Raw genomic sequence first — 22,418 nt, forward strand, 5'->3', positions numbered from 1 at the left:
AGAATGGCAAATAAGTCTCATTCCGATAAGGAACCTATTCAAGCTGGACGGGGAAGTAAACAAGGATATGTTGTTGCTGGGGCGATCTTAAGCTGCAGCTTTGGTACGCAACCGACACGTCTCAAACGTCCGTTCAGTCACGGAGTATATGTAAAAGAGAAAGCGCAAATGAACGTTGGGGATTACTTGCCAGGAACCAATATCAGCAATTTCGGTCGTTGCTCCTGCCCAGCTAACCCAGCGGTCAAAAGCAGTGACATGGTGGATATCTACGGGGTGAAAAAAGCGAACTGTGTTCCGGTGATTACCGGACCCTGGATCGGCGGCAAAAGCGATGTGCTCGTGGAAGGAGAACCAGCCTTGCTGGATCAATGCTCGAATGCGTGCCTATACGGGGGAATGATTCGGATTACAGACGATGGCCAGACGCTGGAGTAAGGAGGTACAAGTTGAATCACACACAAACGATGTTAACGTATACGGAGTTGGAATGTACAGGTCCATATCCTCTTCAGACGATCCATGAACTGCGTATTGAACGGAAATTGAACGATCATGCCCGGTTAAGGATCAGTGGATGGATAGGTGAAGAGCAGAGAGACCATTACATAGAACAGGATCAGGATAACGAGCCTGTCATCATCCGAACCAAAACAGACAATGGTCAACCTGAACGGATTTTGTTCCATGGTTTACTCGTCCATGCAGAAACACGGATGGTGCGTGGCATCTATTATGTGGAGCTTGAAGCCGTTTCTCATACGATTCAGTTGGATATCACACCTGTCACCCGTTCTTATCAGCATTCCTTAATGCCCTACGGAAATTTGATCAAGCAAATCATTCAGAAGTACAGTCAGGCCGATGTTATTGATAACGCAACAAACGGTACTATCTTGCATGAATTTACTTTACAATATCGAGAGACGGATTGGGCCTTTCTCAAACGGATGGCTTCCCGGTTTGGAACAGTGTTGATCCCAGAGATCTCACTAAATGGACCTAAATTCTGGTTTGGTATGCCTGAGGGGCAGTACGTTGAGATGAGGCATCCGGTTTACCGTACTCGACGTAGTTTTGATCCGAAAAGGATAGCGGAATTCAGCTATATGATGGAGAGTGAAACGCTTGCCCGGCCCGGAGACCTCACGAATTGGAATGGTGAGCAATGGATGGTGGCAGAAGTCACTTCTGAATTGCGAAAAGGATTGCTGCTACACGAATATGAACTGGTTCGCGAACAGGGAGTTCAGCAAACAGAGATTTTGTGCCCCCACCTCACAGGAGCTTCACTCGAAGGACGTGTATTAGAAGCCAAATCAGGCCGAATCCGTGTTCATCTTACAGTGGATGAAAAACAAGATCGGGATAAGGCATGGTGGTTTCCATATGCCAGCAGTTATACCGCCGAAGGACATAGCGGTTGGTACGTCATGCCGGAACGAGGAGATAAAGTATCTGTCCGCTTCCCTACAGAGCAGGAGGCGGATGGATATGCGGCAAGTTCCATACGACAAGGGCGAAGCTCGTCCCCCAAGCTCGCTGACCCAGCCACCAAGTATTGGGGGACACCTCATGATAAGGACATCAAGCTGAGTGCCAGTGAATTAAAGGTGACGGCTAAATCGGAACAGGTTCACATTTCAATGAATGGTTCAGGAATTCAGGTCGTCAGTGAACATGAATTGTCATTGTCGGCAGGCAAGACGCTCTCCTTGCATGCGGACGGGGAGCTGAATATTCAAGCTGCCGAGGCTATTTATTTCAAAGCGGGCAGCAGTAGCTTGGTGTTGGATGGAGAAACGGATATACGGTCCGCTAAAGTACAGCTGGAAGGCACGGTTAAAAGGCCGGTTTTTGTAGTAGATTTAGCACCGATTTGGGAACCCCCATTAATGTCTGTGAAAGCTTATGCAGAGGCGCAGGCGGCGAAAAGTGCAGCAAACAGCAGTACAGGACGAAGCTCCAATTCAAGCGTTACATCGAAAGATGGGGGAGCCGTTAAGTCAGCCGTAAACACTCCGAATTCACCGAAGGCTAGTCTACTCGATGGCGTATTAGGATTAGCTCAGAAAGTATGTGATGTGGCTGCGTCTATTCCTGTATTGGGAGCTATACCGAAAGCAGCAAGTAAAAAAATAGCTTCGATTCGTTCCGAAGTGGCTTCCTCTGGACCGTCATCCATAGTTAAATATGCGGCAGCAGGATTGTCCATGATTGCCGGCGTACCTTCCCATGGTTGGGGAGTGGTGCTGGGGAAGACCGCCAAGGTTGCTGCTCAAACCTTACATGCGCACGCGGAGGAACAGAGGGCTCGTGAACGGCATGCGACAATGGATTTTCTTGGTAAGGTATGGACGAGTGCCAGAGGGTATGGAGAAATACAATCCATACATGACTTCATCAACTATGTAAAGGGAGTCAATCAAGCTTCCGTCCAAGCCTATAGCGAAGTACCTTCTGATATACGGGAACGCTGGTATCAAAGAAATGTGGATCAACAGTTTGAAAAGGCGCTGGATGCTTATTATAATAATCAGGATCTCTCCACAGATATAGTCGCATTAATGGAACATCAACGGCAGACAGACAATCATTTTCGATATAGTGACAGAGCTTTGATGAGTTCCAAGTATCGGGATGATATGAAAGGGTACACGACAGAACAGAAGAAATATCTAATTGATTTTCTGAATTCAATTGACGAATATAGGAAAGAGTATGGGCCGTATAGGGAAAGCCCTTTTATGAAAGACCTGGATGAGACTGAGCGGATTGTGTTTAATGAAATCAAAAACTTTGCCTATGAGAGTGTAGAGGACATGGCAGAGAGGCTCCGGAATTTCCCTAATATAGATATTCACCAAATGGTGATCGATAACATCGAAGGAAAACAAGACGTAGCAGATAAAATTGTTAAAGTCATAACGGATCCAGATGCTGCTTATGAAAAAACGATAAACAGCTCCAAACAAGAAAATGCCCGTCTGTTAGTAGAAGCAGCATTTTTATTTGCCGTTGGAAGGAAAGGAAAGAAGCATTCTAAAGATGACGGTGCTTCACCAGGAGGATCGCATAATGATCATTCTTCTGAGGAGACGAATAATGGTGGTTCGGGCGGTAGTAGGACTAGAATAATTTCAAGTGCTGATGATTTATCAGACGGGGCAAGATCAAAAATAACGACTAGCCAACAAGCTACTTTAAATCTACACGACAGGGTCTATACTCATGTAACACCAGATGATTTATTAGGAGCTGAAAAGGAATTAAAGGGAATACCGCTCTTAAGAGAGGATGGTTCACTAGTATTGAGGGAAGATGGATTGCCATTTAACCATATGCAAGAAGTTTCAGACTCATATAGAGGATTGGAAAAGCTTGAAAAAAGCTATGAAGGAATTCTTAAAAATCCTAATTTAGATAGTGAATTGAGACAATTGTATACTAGTAAAATTAATGAGGTAAATGCTTCTATGAATAAAATAGAAGATATTTTTGCTCCATTTGGAGGAATATTACCTCCAAAATAATTATCAATAAGGCGGTGTTGAATGTGTTTGATAGAACTAAAAAACTTAGTTTGTTTATAACTAAAGAAGCATATGAAGAAGCAGTCCAAAATGCAATAGATAATCCTAATAGTCCTTTAGTCAAATGGTATCTAGATATTCTTGATAAAACGCTTGAAAACTTAGAAAATTTTGATCTTATACGATGTATAAGACAAAATATTTTTGTGGAAATGGTCGTTTTTGAAATTATTCAAAGGATTTTAAAGGATAATAACCCTTTTTTTGCAGAGATTGATACAGTAGAATTAACGGAAAAGTTATCATCTGTTGATCATAAAATCTTAGAAGCAAATAAAGAATCTTTAATTAAAATAATTAGTTTAATCATAGACAATGATCTAATTAATAAATCAGACATTTGGTTATACGAAGATGAGAAGGATGAGTATAGGACATATATAAATAAAATTAATAGAAAATTAAAAGTGGGCTATTGATAGTTTTTTGAACTGAATAATAGCTTCGGTAGGTATTGGCACAGACCGAATACAAGGCGGTGAGCCAAGCCTGGATTATAAAATGGGTGGTAACTGGTAAATAGTTGCCACCTTCTTTATGTCTATGTTTAAGATTACAACTTAGGGGACGGGTAATGATGGCTCGAAACCTAGTGGGGCTGAGCCGAATTTTAGGCCCGAATTTCGATAAAAAATTAAAAAAACATGCTCAAGATATCTATGAAACTTCAAGGGATTTAGGTGTTCCAGTTAAAAAAGGGGATAAAGAAGGGATGAAAGAGATGTTTCCTCAATTGTAAATGACTCAAAAAATCTCGCTAATTCGAAACCTTTTGAATGGAATACAATCGAGTCTGTAGATGCTTTTGTTAAGGGCGATGCAGTTGTTTTAGTTAATCGACAAACAAACGAAATATTGACTTTCTTAAATAAAAAAGGAGATCGTTTATCAAGTAAGTTAAAATCTGAATTAGATTTGATTGGAGAGTGAGGACGACTATGAATAACTATATAATATCTTTTACAAAAAAGTTTGATTATTTTTTCGAGCAAAAAGAAATCTCAAATATTATTTATTTACATGATGAGGATGATAATGAGAGATTAGACCATGTCCTTTTCCTTGAGAAAGATGATGGTAATGTTATAGGCTTATATATAAGAGGCATGAATCCGTTAATCTCAGTGAATAGAATTTACGATTTGGATGATTTTAATTTATTTGCAAGTTATGAAGGATTGGTTGAATCTAAGGAAAATATTAAACTCAGAATAGAGTATATATGTTTGTTTTTTAGCTCTGAATATAACGAACTATTAGGTTTTTATTTATCGAATAACGATGTATCCAGTTCCCTATTTGTATTATTTTTACAAGATGAGATTGATGTGAAAAAGAATTATAGTAAGTCAGACGCTAGTAAGGTACTTAAAAATAAGTATTCGACTGAAGGTTATATAACTTACGAAAAAAAGAGTGAGACGGACTGGAAAAAAATAAACTTCTAACCGGAAAAAATAATTATAATGAAGGTTATAATTGGACAAATTTTCATGTATATGACCCTAAAGCTTCGTCCTACTCAGAAATAATACTTTAGAGTTCTATTCATTTGTCAGTTAACATGAATGATGCTATATGGAAAGGTGTCCAATATTGCACTGCGTTACTCTCACAAAATTATGTATCGCTTTGAATGCCGCTGAGTGGTGTATGATAGTAGAAGATCACCTTTTTAAATGGGATGAGAAATACTCGGAATATGATCTATCTAAGTAATGTTAGCCAATAAATTCAACTTGTTTACAACTACTACAAAATGGTTGTGTAGTACAACCAACAAGCCACAATACGAGATTGCCGTCCGATTGTGGTCTTTTTTTTTGTTATTGTTCCTATCTCGGATGTTGATGAATAAACCCTTACCCAGTGCCGAATGAGTCGGGCGACCGAGTCCAAGTAGACTTAACTCTTACATTGAACAGGTCGATCATGGTCAGATACCACCATGATTGACCTGTTTTTTTGCTATCTTCGCTTTCTCGCATTTTTAAGATTAATTGCAGCAATGTACATGCATAGGACGATAGTTAAGATGGACTACTGTCAATAAGTGGACGCTCTGAAACGAGAATCATTATGCTGCATTTGCATACTGGTTCGGTGGTGACGGATTGTAATATTTAAAATATTGTATGGATTTTGACCATTCCATTTAAGCTTGTTACAATAGGTTAAACTAAGTGGAGATACTTCAATATAGAATGGTGTGGTCTAAACTTGCAACATGAAAACGAACTTTTGGATGTATGGTTGTCTTTGTCTCACATCCATTCCACTTTAAATGATAAGTTAGAACAAGCTCTACTACAAAATTATGATTTATCCTTGAAGGAGTTTTATGTTTTGGGTTTTATATCCAATTCCGAGGAAAAAAAATTACGACTGCAGCAACTTCAAGAATTGGTGGGATTAAGTCAAAGTGCGACATCGAGACTCGTAGTGAGAATGGAAGCCAAAAACTGCGGGGCTTTACAAAGACATACATGCGAGGATGATCGGCGAGGTGTGTATACTCGGATTACGGAATTTGGTGAAAATAAATTCCAGCGTGCACTTCAAACCTTTAATCAGGTTTTACAATCAGAACTTCAGAAAGATGGAGTGAAGTCACAATTTCAAAATCTTACGCAAAAGCTGTTTTAGACTTTGCGACCTGTGTATATCGTTCTTATTTTCTTAGGGTAATATGTGGCTTGAACGTTGTGCCACGAAAGGCTCTTTACAGGGACTTAGTTTATTACCCTACACAATTCAATAGAAATGTTATGAAGTGGAAAGTAACCATTTGCATGATTGCGCATGCATGTTTTAATTAAACTTCCAACCATGTACGTATAGAAACGCCCTTCCGAAACTCCTCCTCATAAGGAGGAGTTTTATCCTCTGGAACCAACGCGAGCCCTCTTTGCTTAAGAAACAGAGGCCGTATTGCGCTTTTCCTTGGCGTTGCCGCGGTCACGACGACTCAGCAGAAACCCGACCAGAGATGCCGTGGATTGCTGGAAAATCATCCCGAGTACAACGGGCAGTGCTACCGGGGCCGGGAAATAGGTGATGGCAAGCACGGCTCCCGCGCTGATATTGCGCATGCCGCCGTTAAAGACAAGCGCCGTACGGTCTGCATTATTCCACCGCATCAGTCCTGATATCAGATAGCCGATCGCATATCCAGTGGAAGCAAGGACGATTATGGATAGGCATACCCCGACAAGCTTAAGATTAAAATCGACCAGATAAGGCGCGATGACAGATCCGTTAATCATTACGACAAGAGCCATAGCCAGCTTGGAGAATGGGCCCAGCCGAGGTCCCCATACCTGCTTGATCTTCCCTTTAGTCCACTCGTTCAACACCATGCCGATTAGCGAAGGGACGACAATCATCCAGAACAGGCTCTGCATCATCGCCCAGGTATCAAGCTGCACATCCGCTCCGATCAGTAGGGACATGATGCCCGGAACGGCAAATGGGGCCAAAATCGTATCAATTAAAATAATCGCCAATGTCAGCGCCGTATTGCCTTTATAGATGTTGACCCACACGAAGCTGGAAATGCCCGTAGGGATAGCTGCACCAAGAATAAGTCCAGTGATCGTATAAGGATCATTACTGAAGGCCAGATGCCCCAGCATCATAGCGAGAAGCGGCATGGCCAGATGAAGAATAAACAGACAGGCGATCAGCGGACCAGGATGCTTTATCACATGGACAAAATCCTTAAACCCCATACTGATGCTGCCCGCGAAGGTCATGAATGCAAACAGCCAGGGAGAGAGTTCGGTATATTCTGACAACGGCGTACCGATTAGGACGCCAATTAGAATGCTGATTGGTGTAATTAGCGGCATAGCTGCATTTAGTCTTCGATTCAACGTGAGGAGCATACAAAACTTCCTTTTTTAACCTTAAGTATAGACCTTGCACCCCCGATTCGTAAATGATCTGTGACCTTGCGGTAGCCCGATAGAAGCAAATTTGAACGCTCCTGATGGACATAGATCAACCCTTCAAATTATTTCGGTATTCCAAAGGAGAGCAGCCCATTATTTTTTTGAATAGTCTGGAGAAGTAGTAAGGGTCCCTAAAACCGAGTTGTATGCTAATTTCTTTAATAGAAGCATTCGTTAAATCCAAAAGCTGACTGGCCCTCTGTATCTTCATTCTTAAATAGTAATCGACAGGAGAGTAGCCAGTGGATTGCTTGAATATCAAGTTCAGATGCTGCTTGGATACCTGAACATGCCGACTAAGCTCCTCAAGCGAAAGAGTGGATTCGAGCAATTGGATGGGAACACGATCATTAAGGTTGCTGAAGAGGAGGATGGTCTCATCCATCTGGTATCTGAAGGCGATCTAAGGCTGGAATCAACGGGCCAAGAAATGGTAACTCTGAGTGTATTCCCGGATTTTGACGCCTCATTCACATCTATTTCCGGTGGAGAGTTGCTTGAAATAACAGAAAACAATGTATTCAAAACGTATCGTTTAAAAGCTGCTAAGAAAGAAATTCATTTCAATTTGAAAAGGATAAATAACGATAAATTTACTATTGATTTCGAATTAGATGCCTTTCACGGAATCAAGGAAGCTCTGCTGCGTATCCATTATACTGGAGATATCGGTTATGCTTTTATGGATGGCGAACTGATCAACGATAATTTCTGCAACCATACGACCTGGGAAATAGGTTTGAAAGCATTTGAACATCGGCTCATCGAGCAAGGGTTGTGCGTATATGTTTCTCCCATTCGAAAAGGTAAGGTTCTCAACAGCAACACGACTATGGCTGGCTGGAAAGAGACGACAAAGGAACGTATTGTAGATATCGGTTCGGTCAGCCTTGTGCCTGTATATGAAATCAAAATCACCATGTAACCCAGAAGGTTATATGGTGATTCTTTTCCAGATTCATTTCACATAAGGTAAGGAGCCAGTGAATACATGAGTCTTTTTTATTTTCTTAATGTGTTTTTAGTAGATACCGGCTTTTTTCGATGTTTGTTTGATCCCGTTGCTTCCGTTAACTACAGTTTTTCCCCAATCCGTCAGATTGCCATTAGGTCCTGTTACAAGATCAAGGTAGGAAAGGTTGGAACTATTACCACACCAGGACCAGGCTAACCAGCCTATCCCTTTGGATTGTCCGTATCTCATGATTTCTGTCTCGTCGACATCTGCTCCTTGATGGTAACCGCCAAATTCACCAATAATCAGCTGCAAATACAGATTTACCAAAGTCATTGATAGACTGAGGATATTGTCCCCATCCGGCACAATCGACGATGAGCGTATTTTTGATACCTGCGTTTCTCAACTTGGGAATCGCTTGCTTGTATCCATCAGCCCAACCACTCCCATTCCAAGAACCATACCATTCGTTCGCAATGTTTACAATAACCCGCTCTTCCTTGCCGATCAGAGCATCTTTTATGCTAATCCAGTAGTTCACAGCTGCATCCAAAGACGCGTAGTCGTCTTTGCCCGTAGCGTCATGAACTTCAAGCACAGCAATCATTTTGTAACTCGTGACGAGAGAGATAATATTTTTCACAGAATTAATGTCATCCTTGGTGTACTGGTTTCCGTTAGAAAGGACAATTCGGACGGTATTAGCACCTGTCTGGGCAATTACCGGGATAGCCGTATAAAGATCGCTTTTGTACCAAGTGTGAGCATGATTGACGCCTCTCATAACAAACGGCTTGCCTGTAGAATCATACAATTTGGTACCGCTTACATAAAATCCTGAAGCAGCTTGTGCCTTGGAGAAGAATCCCCCCAAACATTTTTTGCTTTTGAAATGGAGACACATAGTTTACTTATTTATGTGTGAGTTTTCTATGATTTTATTGTGCTTATTGTTTCTATTAAGGTGTATACCTTCGATATTTAGATGAACCTAACGTTCTACTTGGCTGATTATCTTGAACAAAGGTGAGATCTATCGTACAGCAATACCTTAGCTTCACCGCGATATTAAATTATAGTATGATATTCTTATGAAAAATTTTACCAGAGTGAATAGGGGCAAGCTGATGAGAAAACCAATCATTGCAGTCGATATGGACGATACCATCTGTCATCTCGTCAAACGAGCCATATACCATAACAATAGTGAATTTCCCACTCATCCGCTGCGGTATGAAGAAATGTTAGATTGGAATACTGATCATCTACGTCATCCGAAGAGCACGCTTGATGTATTTTATGGACGACCGGGTTTGTTTGAGGAACTTGAACTGTTTGACGAGTATGTTGTAGAAGAAATGGAGAAGCTTTGCAATGCTTTTGATGTCATTATTGTGACAGCGGCAGAACCCAAGACCGTCGTAGAGAAATGGAACTGGCTTCAAAGACATATGCCATTCATTCCGATTGAGAACTTTTTCCCATGTAAACGAAAGAACCTGATTAACTATGATCTCCTGATTGATGATGGTCCTCATAATTTAGTGCCTGCGCTAGAGGAGGGGAAAAAGGTGCTTTGCATTCCTCATCCATGGAATCTGAGAGCAAGAGAGCAATATGAGTTCCCCGTCATGACATCCTGGCAAGGGGCAAAAGAACGAATCGACTCCATTTTAGGAGTTCTGTACAAATAATAGAACCATTCGTAAAACAGCTGGCTCCTTTGGAACTGGCTGTTTTGCTAGAAAGAATAGCACCTATGATTGAAATAAAATGGTACAATTGATATGCTTTATCCATGAGGAGGGAACGTGTATGACCATGACTATGGGTCAGATTGTGAATCATCTGACCAAGGGAATAAGCATACCCAACACCACCGTAGATCTGCTGGACCCAGGATATATAGATACTGAGGTGCAAGGAATTGTAACCGCTTTCTCAGCTTCGCAGTATGTGATAGAACAAGCTATTTCTCTAGGTGCAAATTTTATCATTACGCATGAAGGCATCTTTTATAGTCATCAGAGAATGCATGAATGTTTACTACATGATCCTGTTTTTTTGCAAAAATCTCGCCTCATTGCCGATGCAGGTATAGGCATTTATCGGTTTCATGACGCCATACATCGTTATCAACCGGATGGAGTGATGGTTGGGCTTCTTCAGGCGCTTGGCTGGCACAATTACATTGTGAAGCAGCAGCCGACGGCCGCCATTTTGACTATTCCGGTTATGGAAGTTAAGGAGATCGCTGAATATATCAAAGCCAAACTACATATTCGTTATGTACGGGTGGCTGGCGAGGTTTCCATGCCGTGTGAACGAGTGGGAATCTCAGTAGGATACAGGGGAGGCGGTGAACTAGCCATTCCATTATTTCTAAATGAAAATGTAGATTTAGTCATTGCCGGTGAAGGCCCAGAATGGGAAACACCAGAATATGTTAAAGATGCTGTCTATCAAGGTCAAAGTAAAGCACTTATCATGCTGGGACATGCTGAAAGTGAAGCACCTGGGATGAAGTATCTCGCAGATGTACTTTCCGCCCAATTTCCAATGCTCCCCGTACACTTTATTGAAGATCGCCCGGTGTTTCAAATATTGTAATGAGAACATGTCTTTTGTGATGGTCATCCAGCACTGCTGTTATATCCGTTCATCCACTTTATGAAATGGAGGCAAGATGATGGGAAGCAGAGTGATTATGCCGTTCAAAACAGACTGGAAGTTTATGGAAGGTAATTACGCAGGTGCTGAGAAAATGGACTACAACGATGAGCATTGGCGACTCCTTCAAGTCCCTCATGATTGGAGCATTGAAAAGTCCTTTGATCCACATATGCTGTATGGGGGCAATCAAGCTTATTTGCCGAGATGGTCTGTCGGATGGTACAGAAAGCATTTTAATGTGAAGCCCTCCTCTCCAAAACAGCGCGTATACATACAATTTGATGGCATTCACAGTAACAGTGAGGTTTGGATCAATGGGCATTTTGTGGGCAAGCGGCCCTATGGATATGTTAGCTTTCAATATGATTTGACTCCATATATTCGGTGGGATGAGGAGAATGTGATTGCCGTCAAAGTGGACAATACGATTCTTTCACCTGACAGATGGTATTCGGGGGCCGGTATTTATCGTAATGTCTGGCTGATTTGTACGGATTATATTCATATAACCGAATGGGGGACTTACATTACCACACCTGAAATTTCGCCAGATGAAGCCAAGGTGACTGCCAGAATCCAGGTCACTAATCATCACGCTCATGCCGTAGAGTGTACGATTATGACTGAAATGCTGGACCCACAGGGACAGACCAAAGGAAAAGTGGAAAACCGAGTAACCCTTTCGGGCTGTGAAACGGGGGAAATAGAGCAAAAAACGCGAGTTATAGAGCCAGAACTATGGTCACCGGACAACCCAGTGCTCTACGAAGCCCAGACGACGATCTATTGCGACAATACAGAGGTGGATCGTTATTGTACTCCTTTTGGCATAAGAGAAGTGAAGCTGGATACACAAAAAGGTTTATTGCTGAATGGGGACAGCTTAAAGCTAAAGGGAGTGTGCATTCACCATGATTTAGGCTGTCTGGGGGCTGCTTACCATGATACAGCCATGAAGAGAAGGCTGCAGAGACTGAAAGAAATGGGCTGTAACTCGATTCGTTTTGCTCATAACCCGATGGCGCCCGAATTATTAGATTTATGTGATCAGATGGGGTTCTTGGTGGTTGATGAAGCTTTTGACAAATGGAAGTCTCTTTTCTATGAGCATTTGTATGATGAGTGGTGGGAAAAAGATCTGGAAGCAATGTTGCTCAGGGACAGGAACCATCCCAGTGTTTTCATGTGGAGCGTTGGGAATGAAGTGGAGAATCAAGGTCAGCCATCCATGCTCAAAATGTTGGAGCAACTTGTGGGTTTCTGCCATGAAAAAGACCCGACTCGACCAGTTACATGTGCACTTGAGCCGCATAATACACCAATCAGCTTGCGTGAGGGTTCGATTGAGGCCAAAGTGGAGCATACCAAACAGCTGGCACAACGAGTGGATGTTCTGGGGTTAAACTATCAGGAGCAGTGGTATGAGCACTATAGAGCGGTCATGCCGGATACGCTTATCCTTGGAACCGAGACGTTCCCGTACTATCGGGGTAAGGATAACCGTGTTAAAGGTTATTTGCCCCTAAATCCCTGGTTTGATGTCGCTAATCATGATTATGTGATCGGTCAATTTGTTTGGAGTGGAATTGACTATTTGGGAGAAACGAGTTATCCCTCCAAAGGGTGGTCCTCAGGCCTGATTGATACTTGCGGATTCCGCAAACCAGTATCTTATCTTCAACAAAGTTTATGGTCTAATCAGCCTGTTGTGCACATAGCCGCATTTAACGAACATATGAAATCGGAATTTAATCCGACATGGACGATGCACTGGAAATCTCCGGCCATGGAAGATCACTGGACATTTCCTGAATACGGTGGAAAATTGATAAGGTTGGTTACCTTCACCAATTGTGAGAGCGTGGAATTGATCGTGAATGATGAATCATATGGTGAGAGGAAGCTAGTGGATTACCCTAATCATTTAATCCTATGGGAGCTTCCCTATACACCGGGCAAAATCCGGGCTGTAGGTCGTAATGGAAACGAGAAGGTTTGTGAGCATGAATTGACTACTGCCGGGCTTCCTTATGCTCTAAAGTTGGAGGCTGATCGGGTAATTCTACCTGCCGATGGGCATGAGATATCTCATGTGGAAGTAACCGTCATAGACCCAAACGGGATCATTGTACCTAACCAGGATTTTGAATTAACCTTTAAACTGCATGGTGATGGTCGTATCCTTGGAATAGACAATGGGGATCTCACCAGCGATGAATCCTTTAAGGGGAATGAGAGACGTACACACAGAGGAAGGTGTCTCGTTGTTGTACAATCCGGTTATGTAGCTGGTGAGTTGTTGCTTCAAGCGTCAGCAGAGGGAGAGTTGCAGGGAGAAACTAGACTGAAAATAGAAGAAGAACCCAAATGATAATTCAAGGCTGATTCAGTATAGAGCATGTATAGTTTAATTAAAAGGTCTGAATAGGTGGTGAGTGCTCATGCCTTACCTGTTCAGACCTTTTTTTATGTTTACAACTGACGGTCAACTAAGTATACGTTCCAAAATCAGAACGATAACCTATAATAATTTTTTTAGCTGAGATATTCGGGCTTGCGATACGCCAAACCACTCGGCATATTCGCCTTGTTTGGCTCCTGGATGTTCAAGCATTAGTCTGCGTAAACTTTTAAGCAAATGTAACGTGGACCGATGAGCTTTTTTTTCTTTATTCGCAGTTTCCTTCTTAATAGGCATGGAAGTAACACCTACGTTCCTCTTCAGGTCGAGTATACATTGCTTACATAAAAGAGAGCTTTTGAAATAGCCTAAATCCTGAATCGAATTGCACAGTTTACAGGAAGTCCCGTCACTATACTTTCCTATGCTCATAAAGCCTTTTTCAACGTCTATATAAAATTCTAAAAATTCGTTAATTTCAATCCCCATGCTGGTTCGGATTTGTATAGGGATAACAATCCGGCCTAACCAATCTAAAGGACGTGTCATCCATTTAAGACCCATCTTACTTGGATTATCCTTTATAGTGTGATTGGGTTCTTCCTTTTAGCTTACGTAGCAAAGTCAAAGCAGATACAGAAATGCGACTGGCAGAATATTTAGGCGTAGATATCAGCTCATTAAATGTCTGAAGCTTATTCAAAGAGGGGGGATTTGTTCGGACTCAAAGAGTCCGTCCGGATCCCCTTTGTTCAGGGAGCTTCGGACAGGAAAATCAACTGAATACATAAATGAATGTGTTACAGAGCGATATAAATCGCTCTTTTTGTCGTGCCCAGGTATTCTGCCGGAGTAAAGTAATTCAGCTTCCACATGAATTCATCTTCTTTTGAAAAATCTATCGTAAATCACTAAAGCGACGACAATAGTAAACACCTGGATAAAAAACTGTGGTACCAAGATTAAAAAATCCATTTAATTTCCTCCTTAGTGTAACTTTTTTCCTAAATTTCGAACTTAACAAAAATAGTATTATATAATCAATTAATAGTTATTTACTATAAAATGATTGAAAGCGCTAGAATATTTAATAAATTATCACTATAATAGATATGAGTCTACCAAATATTATTAAAAATGAGGACTTGATTCCAAGTCGAATTTGGTAAATGTACATCAAAAGATTTTACTTACATAGATCAAAAAAATAATGGGAAGAGGGAATTTTGAATGAAGAAAAAATGGTTTACGCTACTTGCTACACTTACAATGGTGGCTGCATTAGGTACTTCTGTATCCGCTGCACCTGTTGTTCCGTCGGCTGATACTTCAGTTTCGGTTTCTGCTTCTGAAGCTTTAACAAAAGATCAAGCTACATCCGAAGCTGCTGTCGATCAATCCGAGCAAGAGGCTCAAAAAGTTGTCACAAAATACTTAACTGCTATGCACGAAAAGAATTTTTCGGATGCAGTAAGTCTGGTCAAAGATTCGCGGTATCTAAGTGAAGAAAAACAAATTCAGAAGTATGAGGAATACAGTAATAGAACTGATTTTGACAAAATTGAAGTTGTCGGTGCCCAAAAAGAGTCCAATTCGAGTGTAGCAGTTGCAATCAAAGAGGATGGGGAAAAACAAAATTTGAAAGTAATCAAAGATGGTGAAGAGTGGAAGTTAGTTCTTGGTGATGGCAATCCTGCAACCGTTAAAGCACTGAATCCATCTGAAATTTCTACAAATGCGGCAGTAGACTATTATAGACTTAGTGGGGTTCAATATGGAACTGTACTAATTGGGGGCGACGCCTTTTCTGTTGGTTCATCCCATTCGGCCACAATCAAAGGATGGCAAGACACAGGTATTAGTGACGTAAAAGCAGTTAATAGATATGAGATTGTGCAAGATGTATGGAATGGATGGAAAGAATGGAGTGTTCCACAGAAAGTATCTGGAAACAGTTCTGAAAAAGATTCTAGTAGCTGGTACAGTAAATCTTTTGATGGTATCCCAACAGGTAGTGGATATCATATCAGAATTACTGGACTGACCACACCAGACGGTTACGGTGCAAGCGGCGCAGGGAATGTTTACGTGAATTAAAAGTTGAATAAAAAAACAGGTTCCAGTAAAAAGGAACCTGTTTTTTCTTTTTTTCACTAGCTTTTACAGTTATACTATCTTATAGAGGGAGGTGAGTGAAATTTGAAAAAAGCAATAGTATTTTTTGTTATGTTAATTGCTGGTCTAATTGTAACCGAGCAGGCGGTTGATATTCTTACGACTCGTGGACGTGGCGAAGCAATTTACAAGATGGGTATGTTAATCCCTGCCCAAGATTTTTATCTATACTTATATGGGTCCATTTTTTTGTTGATAGGGGTCTTGCTTATCTTTTCTCCTTTACTATTCAGAAAGTTTTTTATGACCAGAGAAAAGAGAGTATCAACTAACTCTAAAGTAAAGTGGAATTTGAAAAGAGCGGTAGTGTTTTTTATTATGTTAATCGCAGGTCTAATTGTAACCGAGCAGGCGATTGATATCCTTACGACTCGTGGACGTGGTGAAGCAATTTACAAAATGGGTATGTTAATCCCTGCCCAAGATTTATATCTATATTTGTATGGGTCCATTTTCTTGTTGTTAGGGATTTTGCTTATCTTGTCCCCTTTTCTATTTAGAAAGTCTTTTATAGCCAAGAAGAGTGTCTAGGACTTGGAAATGATAGGAGTTGGTAAGCATGTCTACTGCTCTGATTGCAACAATAATCGGTATTATTTTCTTCTTAGCTTTGTTTACTTATTTGTTTATCGTTATCAGAAGATGGAAAAGAAATCGGAATAAAATGAATTAATCGGAACATTTGGATTTCGTACCAGTTCCTTCAGCTGAAGCTGTATCGCTTATTGATTGAGAAGTAGGGTGTTTCTGGATAAATCCAGGATCACCCTTTTTTTCATGAGTAGGTTGAAAACCTGAAGATTGGTTAAAACCAGTCTGGTATCTGTAGCAAGGAGGTTGGATTCCAGATCGGTGAGTAAAAGAGCAGGCAGGGCAAGAGCAGGGGGAAGCAGGCTTATGCGTACCTGGCTCTAAGGCGGCAAGAACGTTCGCCTAAAAGACAGTACGCTCCGCTGGGCCGCTACTCACGCCGATAACTAGAGCGCCTTGGCCGGGAGAAAGCGCCCGGCCAAGGCGCTCTACATTCCTGGTGTTCGCTTAACGTACCCACGGATCGTTAGGGCTTTGAAAGTAGACCAGGGAGGGCAGAAAACACCATGAACGCTGCATTTCGCCGCTTCCTCGTTCGCTCCATCACTTCATTTCGCTAATCATCGCGTTTTCTGCAAAGGCAGCACCACGAATGGTAGTAACGTCGGGTGCTTGGAAATTACAACAGAAGATGAAAGGATTTCGGCATAACATGCCACACTGGAACCGTTGGGGGCGACTTGGGGGATGGAGATAAGGCTTGTAATGATGAAGCTCTAAAAACGGAAGGTACCTGCTCTCAGCTTATCATACCGTCCAGTTTTTTTTGACAAATAGTTTGGATACGAATAGAATGACTAATTATAATATAACTTATTAAAAGATTAATAAAAAGTGGTGATAAGGAGATAAGTGAATGCCAGTAGAATCATCCATGAATCCCAGGGTAATTCGTAATATTTTATTTTTGTTATTCGCTTTACCGGGTGTAGCTTTTGCTTCCTGGGTGTCTCGAACGCCTATTATACGGGATATTTTACATGTCTCGACTGCCGAAATGGGGATTATAATTTTTGGATTAGCCGCAGGTTCTTTACTGGGACTACTCAGTGCAGGCAATATGATTTCTCGTATAGGTGGACGGGCGGTCATTTTGGGAAGTGCGATTTTGATTGTGATCGGTTTTGTAATTGTAGGGTTGGGAACTGCATTTTCGCTCACGAGCATCGTGTTTGCTGGTTTGGTCATCTTTGGAGGTGGCTATGGGACAGCAGAAGTAGCTCTTAATGTCGAAGGTTCTGCGGTAGAAAATCAATTGCAAAAAACGCTTTTGCCCGCTTTTCACGGTTCATTTAGTATGGGGACACTTGTAGGTGCGGTCATTGGCTCTGGAGCAGCGGCACTACACATACCTGTTGTGGTCCATTTTGGAGCTATGGCTGTCATGATTGCAGCGGTAACCTTCTATTATTATCGTTTTCTGCCTCACAATACAGGTATAGAGAAAGAAGTTCCTACTCAAAAGGTCGGAACTAATCTCAAGGCGCAGCTTGTTGTATGGAAAGAAAGACGGATTTTATTGATCGGTATCATCGTGTTAGGTATGGCATTTGCAGAAGGGTCTGCGAATGACTGGCTACCGCTAACGATGGTAGATGGTTATGGCGTGGATTCTTTAACAGGTTCCTATATGTATGGACTATTTGTGGCAGCGATGACCATTGGACGTTTTACTGGCGGATTCATACTGGATAAATACGGCCGTGTCCCTGTGTTGAAAGGGAGTGCTGTCCTGGCTGCTATCGGTATCATTCTAGTGATCTGGGGACAGCATTACCTCATAGCCGGATTGGGCGTCGTATTATGGGGGCTTGGAGCCTCACTTGGTTTTCCTGTGGGCTTATCTGCTGCCGGAGATGACCCTCGTGGTGCAGCTATCCGGGTTGGAGCCGTAGCCACGATCGGTTACATTGCCTTTTTAGTAGGTCCCCCAGGATTAGGGTTTTTAGGTGAACATATTGGACTTCTGCATGCCTTGATTGTAGTGCTTGTTGGCGTTATTGTTGCTGGTTGGATATCCGGTGCAGCCCAACCTATTGAGGTGAAAGAAAAGAAATCAGATTAAAATATAAAGGGGATTGTTCAATGACTATGAAAACGGAAAAACAAAAGATGATGGATGGGGAACTGTATGTAGCTGCTGATCCTCAATTAACGCAAGAAAGAGAGTATGCGAGAAAATGTGTACGTCTCTTTAATCAGACGGCAGAGACGGATCGTGAGTACCGTGAAAAGTTACTTAAGGAGCTTTTCGGATCAACTGGTGAAAATATAGGCATGGAACCCAACATACGTTGTGACTACGGATACAACATCCATGTTGGAAATAACTTCTATGCCAACTTTGACTGTACCATTTTGGATGTTTGCGAAGTGCGCATTGGAGATAATTGTTTCCTGGCTCCAGGAGTCCATATTTACACAGCAACTCACCCCATAGATCCGTTTGAACGAATCGCTGGCCCAGAGTATGGAAAGCCTGTTAAGATTGGCAACAATGTATGGATCGGCGGTAGAGCAGTTATTAATCCCGGTGTTACGATAGGTAATAATGTCGTAGTGGCATCAGGAGCAGTAGTAACCAAGGATGTTCCAGATCGTGTGGTTGTAGCTGGAAATCCAGCACGAGTGATAAAGCAAATTAAAATCTCCTAAACAGCATACAGGCAAATCATTTAATGTACCGATGATCCTATTAAAAGAGCTCCTTATTTTAATAGGATCATTTAATTTAAAGACTTGAACACTTAGGATCTCATGGTGGACTATATAGAGTAATAAATAATCATATTCATCCGGACTAGTGTTTCTCCTGGATTATAGTAAATATGTGGGCGGTCTGCTTTAAAGCGGATCGAATCTCCGGCTTTCACCGTGTACATTTCCTCACTGACTTTTACCACCATTTCACCCTCAAATACCGTAATAAATTCTTCAGTACCCTCACGGTGTGGGGCTGAACTTAGTTCCCCGCCTGCTTCAATCTCTACGGTGTAGACCTCGAAATTTCTGTTTCCTTCATAGGGGAAAAACGGATACAAGCGATAGTGATTGCTTTCTTCAAGCACGTGTACTTTGCTTTTAGGAACGACTACCGCATCTACAGGTGGTTCGTTAATCAGAGCAGTGAAAGAGATTTTCAAGCCGTTCGCAATTTTCCATACGGTTGTAATCGAGGGATTAGATTCTCCCCGCTCAATCTGACCGAGCATCGTTTTACTGATCCCCGTCAGATCAGCTAATTTATCTAAACTCAATTTTCTTTCATTTCTTAGATGTTTTAGATTTTTACTTAAAATTAGATTAATATTCTCCATAATTCTTCGCTCCCTATTGTGCTATATAAAGAACATAATGTACAATCATGAAGTACAAACGTGCGTTTCAACGTACATTTTATTCAATTATAACACACTGGAGTTGATTATTGTATGCCGTTTATTCCGTTCCTTTCTTATGCACTTGTTACCAGCTTTACGCCAGGTCCCAATAATATCATGTCTTTAGACAGTGCCAGGCGGTTGGGCTTGAAAAAAGCATTTCCATTCTTGCTGGGAGTAACAACTGGCTGTTTCGCCATTATGCTGTTAGCCTGCTATTTTAATCTTGCTTTGTATCATTTTTTGCCGCGAGTTAAAGTCTGGATGAATGTTCTCGGCAGTCTGTACATGCTTTATCTGGCGGTGAAAATGGTGAAGAGCAAATCCTCTACGGAGGATAATGATCACAATGAGGGATATTCCTTCAAATCAGGACTGCTGCTGCAATTTATCAATTTAAAAATCATTTTGTATGGTATTACGGTCATTTCAACGTTTGTAATGCCTTATGATGTATCGTATATAGAGCTTATTACGATTTCATTACTCCTGACCTGTATTGGTTTTGTAGCTGTAGTATGCTGGGCGATTTTTGGCGCTGTGTTTCAACATTTCTTGAATAAGCATGAGCGTTCCTTCAATATCATAATGTCCTTATTGCTCCTTTATAGTGCACTATCGATATGGATGTAAATGAGCACCTTATTCATCATAGAAAAGAAGGGTTCCTGACTATAGGCAGGAGCCTTTTTTTCGTGTGAATTGAGCTTATTCTACGAGTCATAACATACAATCGAACAGAATGGATGAGTCTCCTGATCATTTAGCTGCAAAACGGGTATTACCTTAATAGATAAAGCTGTTGACAACTTGTATATACATGACTTAATCTTGTATATACAAGATGTTGAAAGCGTTATATTATTTTTACGCTACTTCATTTCGCAAGAAAGGAATGAGCATGAATGGAAGCAATGAACAAGACTTTAATTCCTCAAGATAAAGATTGGTGGCGTAAATCAGTAGTCTATCAGGTTTATCCCAAAAGTTTTAACGATACGACGGGCAAAGGAACCGGTGATATAAGAGGACTGACGCAAAAGCTGGATTATTTAAAAAAACTGGGTGTTGATATTGTCTGGTTGCAGCCTGTATATGTCTCACCACAACGTGATAACGGGTATGATGTAGCCGATTATTGCCAGATTAATCCTGATTATGGAACAATGCAGGATTTTGAAGAATTGAGCGAGGGAATCCGGGCACGTGGGATGTACTTAATGATCGACATCGTGGTTAACCATTCTTCCACAGAACATGCCTGGTTTCAGGAGGCACGGCTTTCTAAGGATAGTGAGTATAGGGACTACTATATCTGGCGTGATCCAGCACCCGATGATGGACCACCAAACAATTGGGTTTCCAAATTTGGTGGACCTGCTTGGCAATATGACGAGGCAACAGGCCAATATTTCCTGACACTATTTGATAAGACTCAGGCGGATCTAAACTGGGAAAATCCCAAAGTCCGTCAGGAAGTTGTCAATCTGCTGGAATTTTGGGCTGAGAAGGGAGTCAGTGGTTTCCGGCTCGATGTCATTAATTTGATTTCCAAGGATCAGCAATTCTCGAACGATGATGGGAGCACGGCTCCTGGCGACGGACGTAAATATTATACGGACGGTCCACATGTGCATGAATACATTCATGAGTTACATGAGAAAGTATTTGCTAAACAGAATAGCGTCACTGTGGGTGAGATGTCCTCTACCTCCCTAGAGCACTGCATCCGTTATTCCAATCCAGAGAGAAAAGAATTGTCCATGACCTTTAATTTTCATCATTTGAAGGTAGATTATCCAAATGGACAAAAATGGGAACTCATGCCATATGATTTTGAAATGCTGAAAAAGCTATTCTCGGATTGGCAAACGGGCATGCAACAAGGTGGCGGCTGGAGTGCATTGTTTTTTAATAATCATGATCAGCCAAGGGCGATCTCTCGCTTTTTGGATGATGGCCAATACCATGCGGAAAGCGCCAAGCTGCTGGCAACCACGCTACATGGTCTTCAAGGAACACCTTATATATTTCAAGGTGAAGAAATTGGGATGGCCAACCCGCAGTGGGCAGACATTGAAGAGTTTCGGGATGTTGAATCTCTGAATATGTATCGTATCTTACAGGAGCAAGGCAAAAGTGCAGAAGAAGCATTGAATATCATTCGAGAGCGGTCTCGCGATAATTCGAGGACACCGATGCAGTGGGATAGCACTCGCAATGCGGGCTTCACTACAGGCACTCCTTGGATTAAAGTAGATGAACGATATCCACAGATTAATGCTCAGGATCAGTTAGAGGACCCGAACTCTATCTACCACCATTACCGTAAGCTAATTCATCTGCGTAAGACGGTGCAAGTTATTACCGATGGGAATTATCAACGCTTGGACGAAGCTCATCCTCAGGTCTACGCCTATCAACGCAGCAATGAAGAGGAGACTTTGATCGTCATCTCTAATTTTAGCGGACAGGATGCGCAATTCCGTATACCGGATTCATTTTATTCACGATTAATAAATCAAGCGTTGGATGCGGCTGAGCTCTTAATTGGTAATACCCAGCACGCCCCAGAGCTAAAACAAGTGATCTCTTTAACCCCATATGCTTCATATATGTGGATTGTTCGTAGACTTAGTGAATAGTATGGAGACATCTAGTAGCGCCCCGGGCACGTTATTTTGATAACCGGGG

At 41.7% G+C, this 22,418-nt stretch carries 19 protein-coding genes and 2 pseudogenes; 16 read left to right on the forward strand and 5 right to left on the reverse strand.

From position 1 onward, the window contains the following. Positions 1–3: 3 nt before the first annotated feature. From C1T21_RS01310 to C1T21_RS01330, 6 genes are all read left to right on the forward strand, one after another. On the forward strand, positions 4–438 hold the full coding sequence (locus C1T21_RS01310; protein ID WP_039270432.1) for a DUF4280 domain-containing protein: 435 nt from the start codon (positions 4–6) through the stop codon (positions 436–438). Positions 439–449: 11 nt separating this feature from the next. Beyond that, positions 450–3,533, forward strand: coding sequence for a phage baseplate assembly protein V (locus C1T21_RS01315; protein ID WP_180984528.1), 3,084 nt, complete (start codon positions 450–452; stop codon positions 3,531–3,533). A gap of 23 nt (positions 3,534–3,556) precedes the next feature. Continuing rightward, on the forward strand, positions 3,557–4,012 hold the full coding sequence (locus C1T21_RS01320; protein ID WP_146032465.1) for a contact-dependent growth inhibition system immunity protein: 456 nt from the start codon (positions 3,557–3,559) through the stop codon (positions 4,010–4,012). Positions 4,013–4,167: 155 nt separating this feature from the next. Beyond that, on the forward strand, positions 4,168–4,332 hold the full coding sequence (locus C1T21_RS27180) for a hypothetical protein (protein ID WP_180984529.1): 165 nt from the start codon (positions 4,168–4,170) through the stop codon (positions 4,330–4,332). A gap of 199 nt (positions 4,333–4,531) precedes the next feature. Continuing rightward, complete coding sequence (locus C1T21_RS01325) at positions 4,532–5,041, forward strand: hypothetical protein (protein WP_103046899.1); 510 nt, start codon at positions 4,532–4,534, stop codon at positions 5,039–5,041. Between the two features lie 772 nt (positions 5,042–5,813). After that, the gene (locus C1T21_RS01330) at positions 5,814–6,239 is read left to right on the forward strand and encodes a MarR family winged helix-turn-helix transcriptional regulator (protein WP_039270457.1); all 426 of its coding nucleotides are present in this window, start codon (positions 5,814–5,816) and stop codon (positions 6,237–6,239) included. Between the two features lie 266 nt (positions 6,240–6,505). On the opposite strand, the gene C1T21_RS01335 is transcribed toward C1T21_RS01330, so the two are convergent. Continuing rightward, the gene (locus C1T21_RS01335; protein WP_069291017.1) at positions 6,506–7,480 is read right to left on the reverse strand and encodes a bile acid:sodium symporter family protein; all 975 of its coding nucleotides are present in this window, start codon (positions 7,478–7,480) and stop codon (positions 6,506–6,508) included. Positions 7,481–7,595: 115 nt separating this feature from the next. Continuing rightward, a pseudogene (locus tag C1T21_RS01340) lies at positions 7,596–7,874 on the reverse strand (helix-turn-helix transcriptional regulator); the annotation flags it as partial. Here C1T21_RS01340 and C1T21_RS01345 point away from each other — a divergent pair. Beyond that, a complete protein-coding gene (locus C1T21_RS01345; protein WP_258012331.1) occupies positions 7,794–8,471 on the forward strand; it encodes a hypothetical protein in 678 nt (225 codons plus the stop codon). The pseudogene C1T21_RS01340 and the gene C1T21_RS01345 sit on opposite strands and share 81 nt — an antisense overlap. A gap of 96 nt (positions 8,472–8,567) precedes the next feature. On the opposite strand, the pseudogene C1T21_RS01350 reads toward C1T21_RS01345, so the two are convergent. Further along, positions 8,568–9,408, reverse strand: a pseudogene (locus C1T21_RS01350) (cellulase family glycosylhydrolase). Positions 9,409–9,631: 223 nt separating this feature from the next. On the opposite strand from C1T21_RS01350, the gene C1T21_RS01355 reads away from it, so the two are divergent. From C1T21_RS01355 to C1T21_RS01365, 3 genes are all read left to right on the forward strand, one after another. Continuing rightward, positions 9,632–10,198: a 5' nucleotidase, NT5C type gene (locus tag C1T21_RS01355; RefSeq protein WP_103046900.1), complete on the forward strand. Its 567-nt coding sequence runs from the start codon at positions 9,632–9,634 to the stop codon at positions 10,196–10,198. Positions 10,199–10,319: 121 nt separating this feature from the next. After that, complete coding sequence (locus tag C1T21_RS01360; protein WP_103046901.1) at positions 10,320–11,114, forward strand: Nif3-like dinuclear metal center hexameric protein; 795 nt, start codon at positions 10,320–10,322, stop codon at positions 11,112–11,114. A 79-nt stretch (positions 11,115–11,193) separates the two neighbouring features. After that, positions 11,194–13,548, forward strand: coding sequence for a glycoside hydrolase family 2 TIM barrel-domain containing protein (locus tag C1T21_RS01365; protein WP_103046902.1), 2,355 nt, complete (start codon positions 11,194–11,196; stop codon positions 13,546–13,548). Positions 13,549–13,698: 150 nt separating this feature from the next. Here the strand turns inward: C1T21_RS01365 and C1T21_RS01370 are convergent, their stop codons facing one another. After that, complete coding sequence (locus C1T21_RS01370) at positions 13,699–14,142, reverse strand: AbrB/MazE/SpoVT family DNA-binding domain-containing protein (RefSeq protein ID WP_103046903.1); 444 nt, start codon at positions 14,140–14,142, stop codon at positions 13,699–13,701. Positions 14,143–14,808: 666 nt separating this feature from the next. Between C1T21_RS01370 and C1T21_RS27665 the strand changes: the two genes are divergently transcribed. From C1T21_RS27665 to C1T21_RS01400, 4 genes are all read left to right on the forward strand, one after another. After that, positions 14,809–15,675 carry a hypothetical protein gene (locus C1T21_RS27665; protein WP_250273176.1) on the forward strand — a complete coding sequence of 289 codons (867 nt, stop codon included), beginning with the start codon at positions 14,809–14,811 and terminating at the stop codon, positions 15,673–15,675. 102 nt (positions 15,676–15,777) lie between these two features. Beyond that, complete coding sequence (locus C1T21_RS27670) at positions 15,778–16,284, forward strand: hypothetical protein (RefSeq protein WP_250273175.1); 507 nt, start codon at positions 15,778–15,780, stop codon at positions 16,282–16,284. A gap of 916 nt (positions 16,285–17,200) precedes the next feature. Then, positions 17,201–18,409, forward strand: coding sequence for an MFS transporter (locus C1T21_RS01395; protein WP_374703711.1), 1,209 nt, complete (start codon positions 17,201–17,203; stop codon positions 18,407–18,409). A 20-nt stretch (positions 18,410–18,429) separates the two neighbouring features. Beyond that, on the forward strand, positions 18,430–18,999 hold the full coding sequence (locus tag C1T21_RS01400; RefSeq protein WP_103046904.1) for a sugar O-acetyltransferase: 570 nt from the start codon (positions 18,430–18,432) through the stop codon (positions 18,997–18,999). 110 nt (positions 19,000–19,109) lie between these two features. On the opposite strand, the gene C1T21_RS01405 is transcribed toward C1T21_RS01400, so the two are convergent. Further along, positions 19,110–19,661, reverse strand: a complete 552-nt coding sequence (locus C1T21_RS01405; protein ID WP_180984530.1) for a helix-turn-helix domain-containing protein — start codon at positions 19,659–19,661, stop codon at positions 19,110–19,112. A gap of 114 nt (positions 19,662–19,775) precedes the next feature. Here C1T21_RS01405 and C1T21_RS01410 point away from each other — a divergent pair, with 114 nt between their 5' ends. Continuing rightward, positions 19,776–20,357 (forward strand): LysE family transporter, encoded by a 582-nt coding sequence (locus C1T21_RS01410; RefSeq protein ID WP_103046906.1) that lies wholly within the window; start codon positions 19,776–19,778, stop codon positions 20,355–20,357. Positions 20,358–20,629: 272 nt separating this feature from the next. Continuing rightward, positions 20,630–22,369, forward strand: coding sequence for an alpha,alpha-phosphotrehalase (gene treC / locus C1T21_RS01415; RefSeq protein WP_103046907.1), 1,740 nt, complete (start codon positions 20,630–20,632; stop codon positions 22,367–22,369). The last annotated feature ends 49 nt before the right edge of the window (positions 22,370–22,418 follow it).

The organism is Paenibacillus sp. F4, assembly GCF_002894905.1.
GTDB classification, from domain to species: Bacteria; Bacillota; Bacilli; order Paenibacillales; family Paenibacillaceae; genus Paenibacillus; species Paenibacillus polymyxa_B.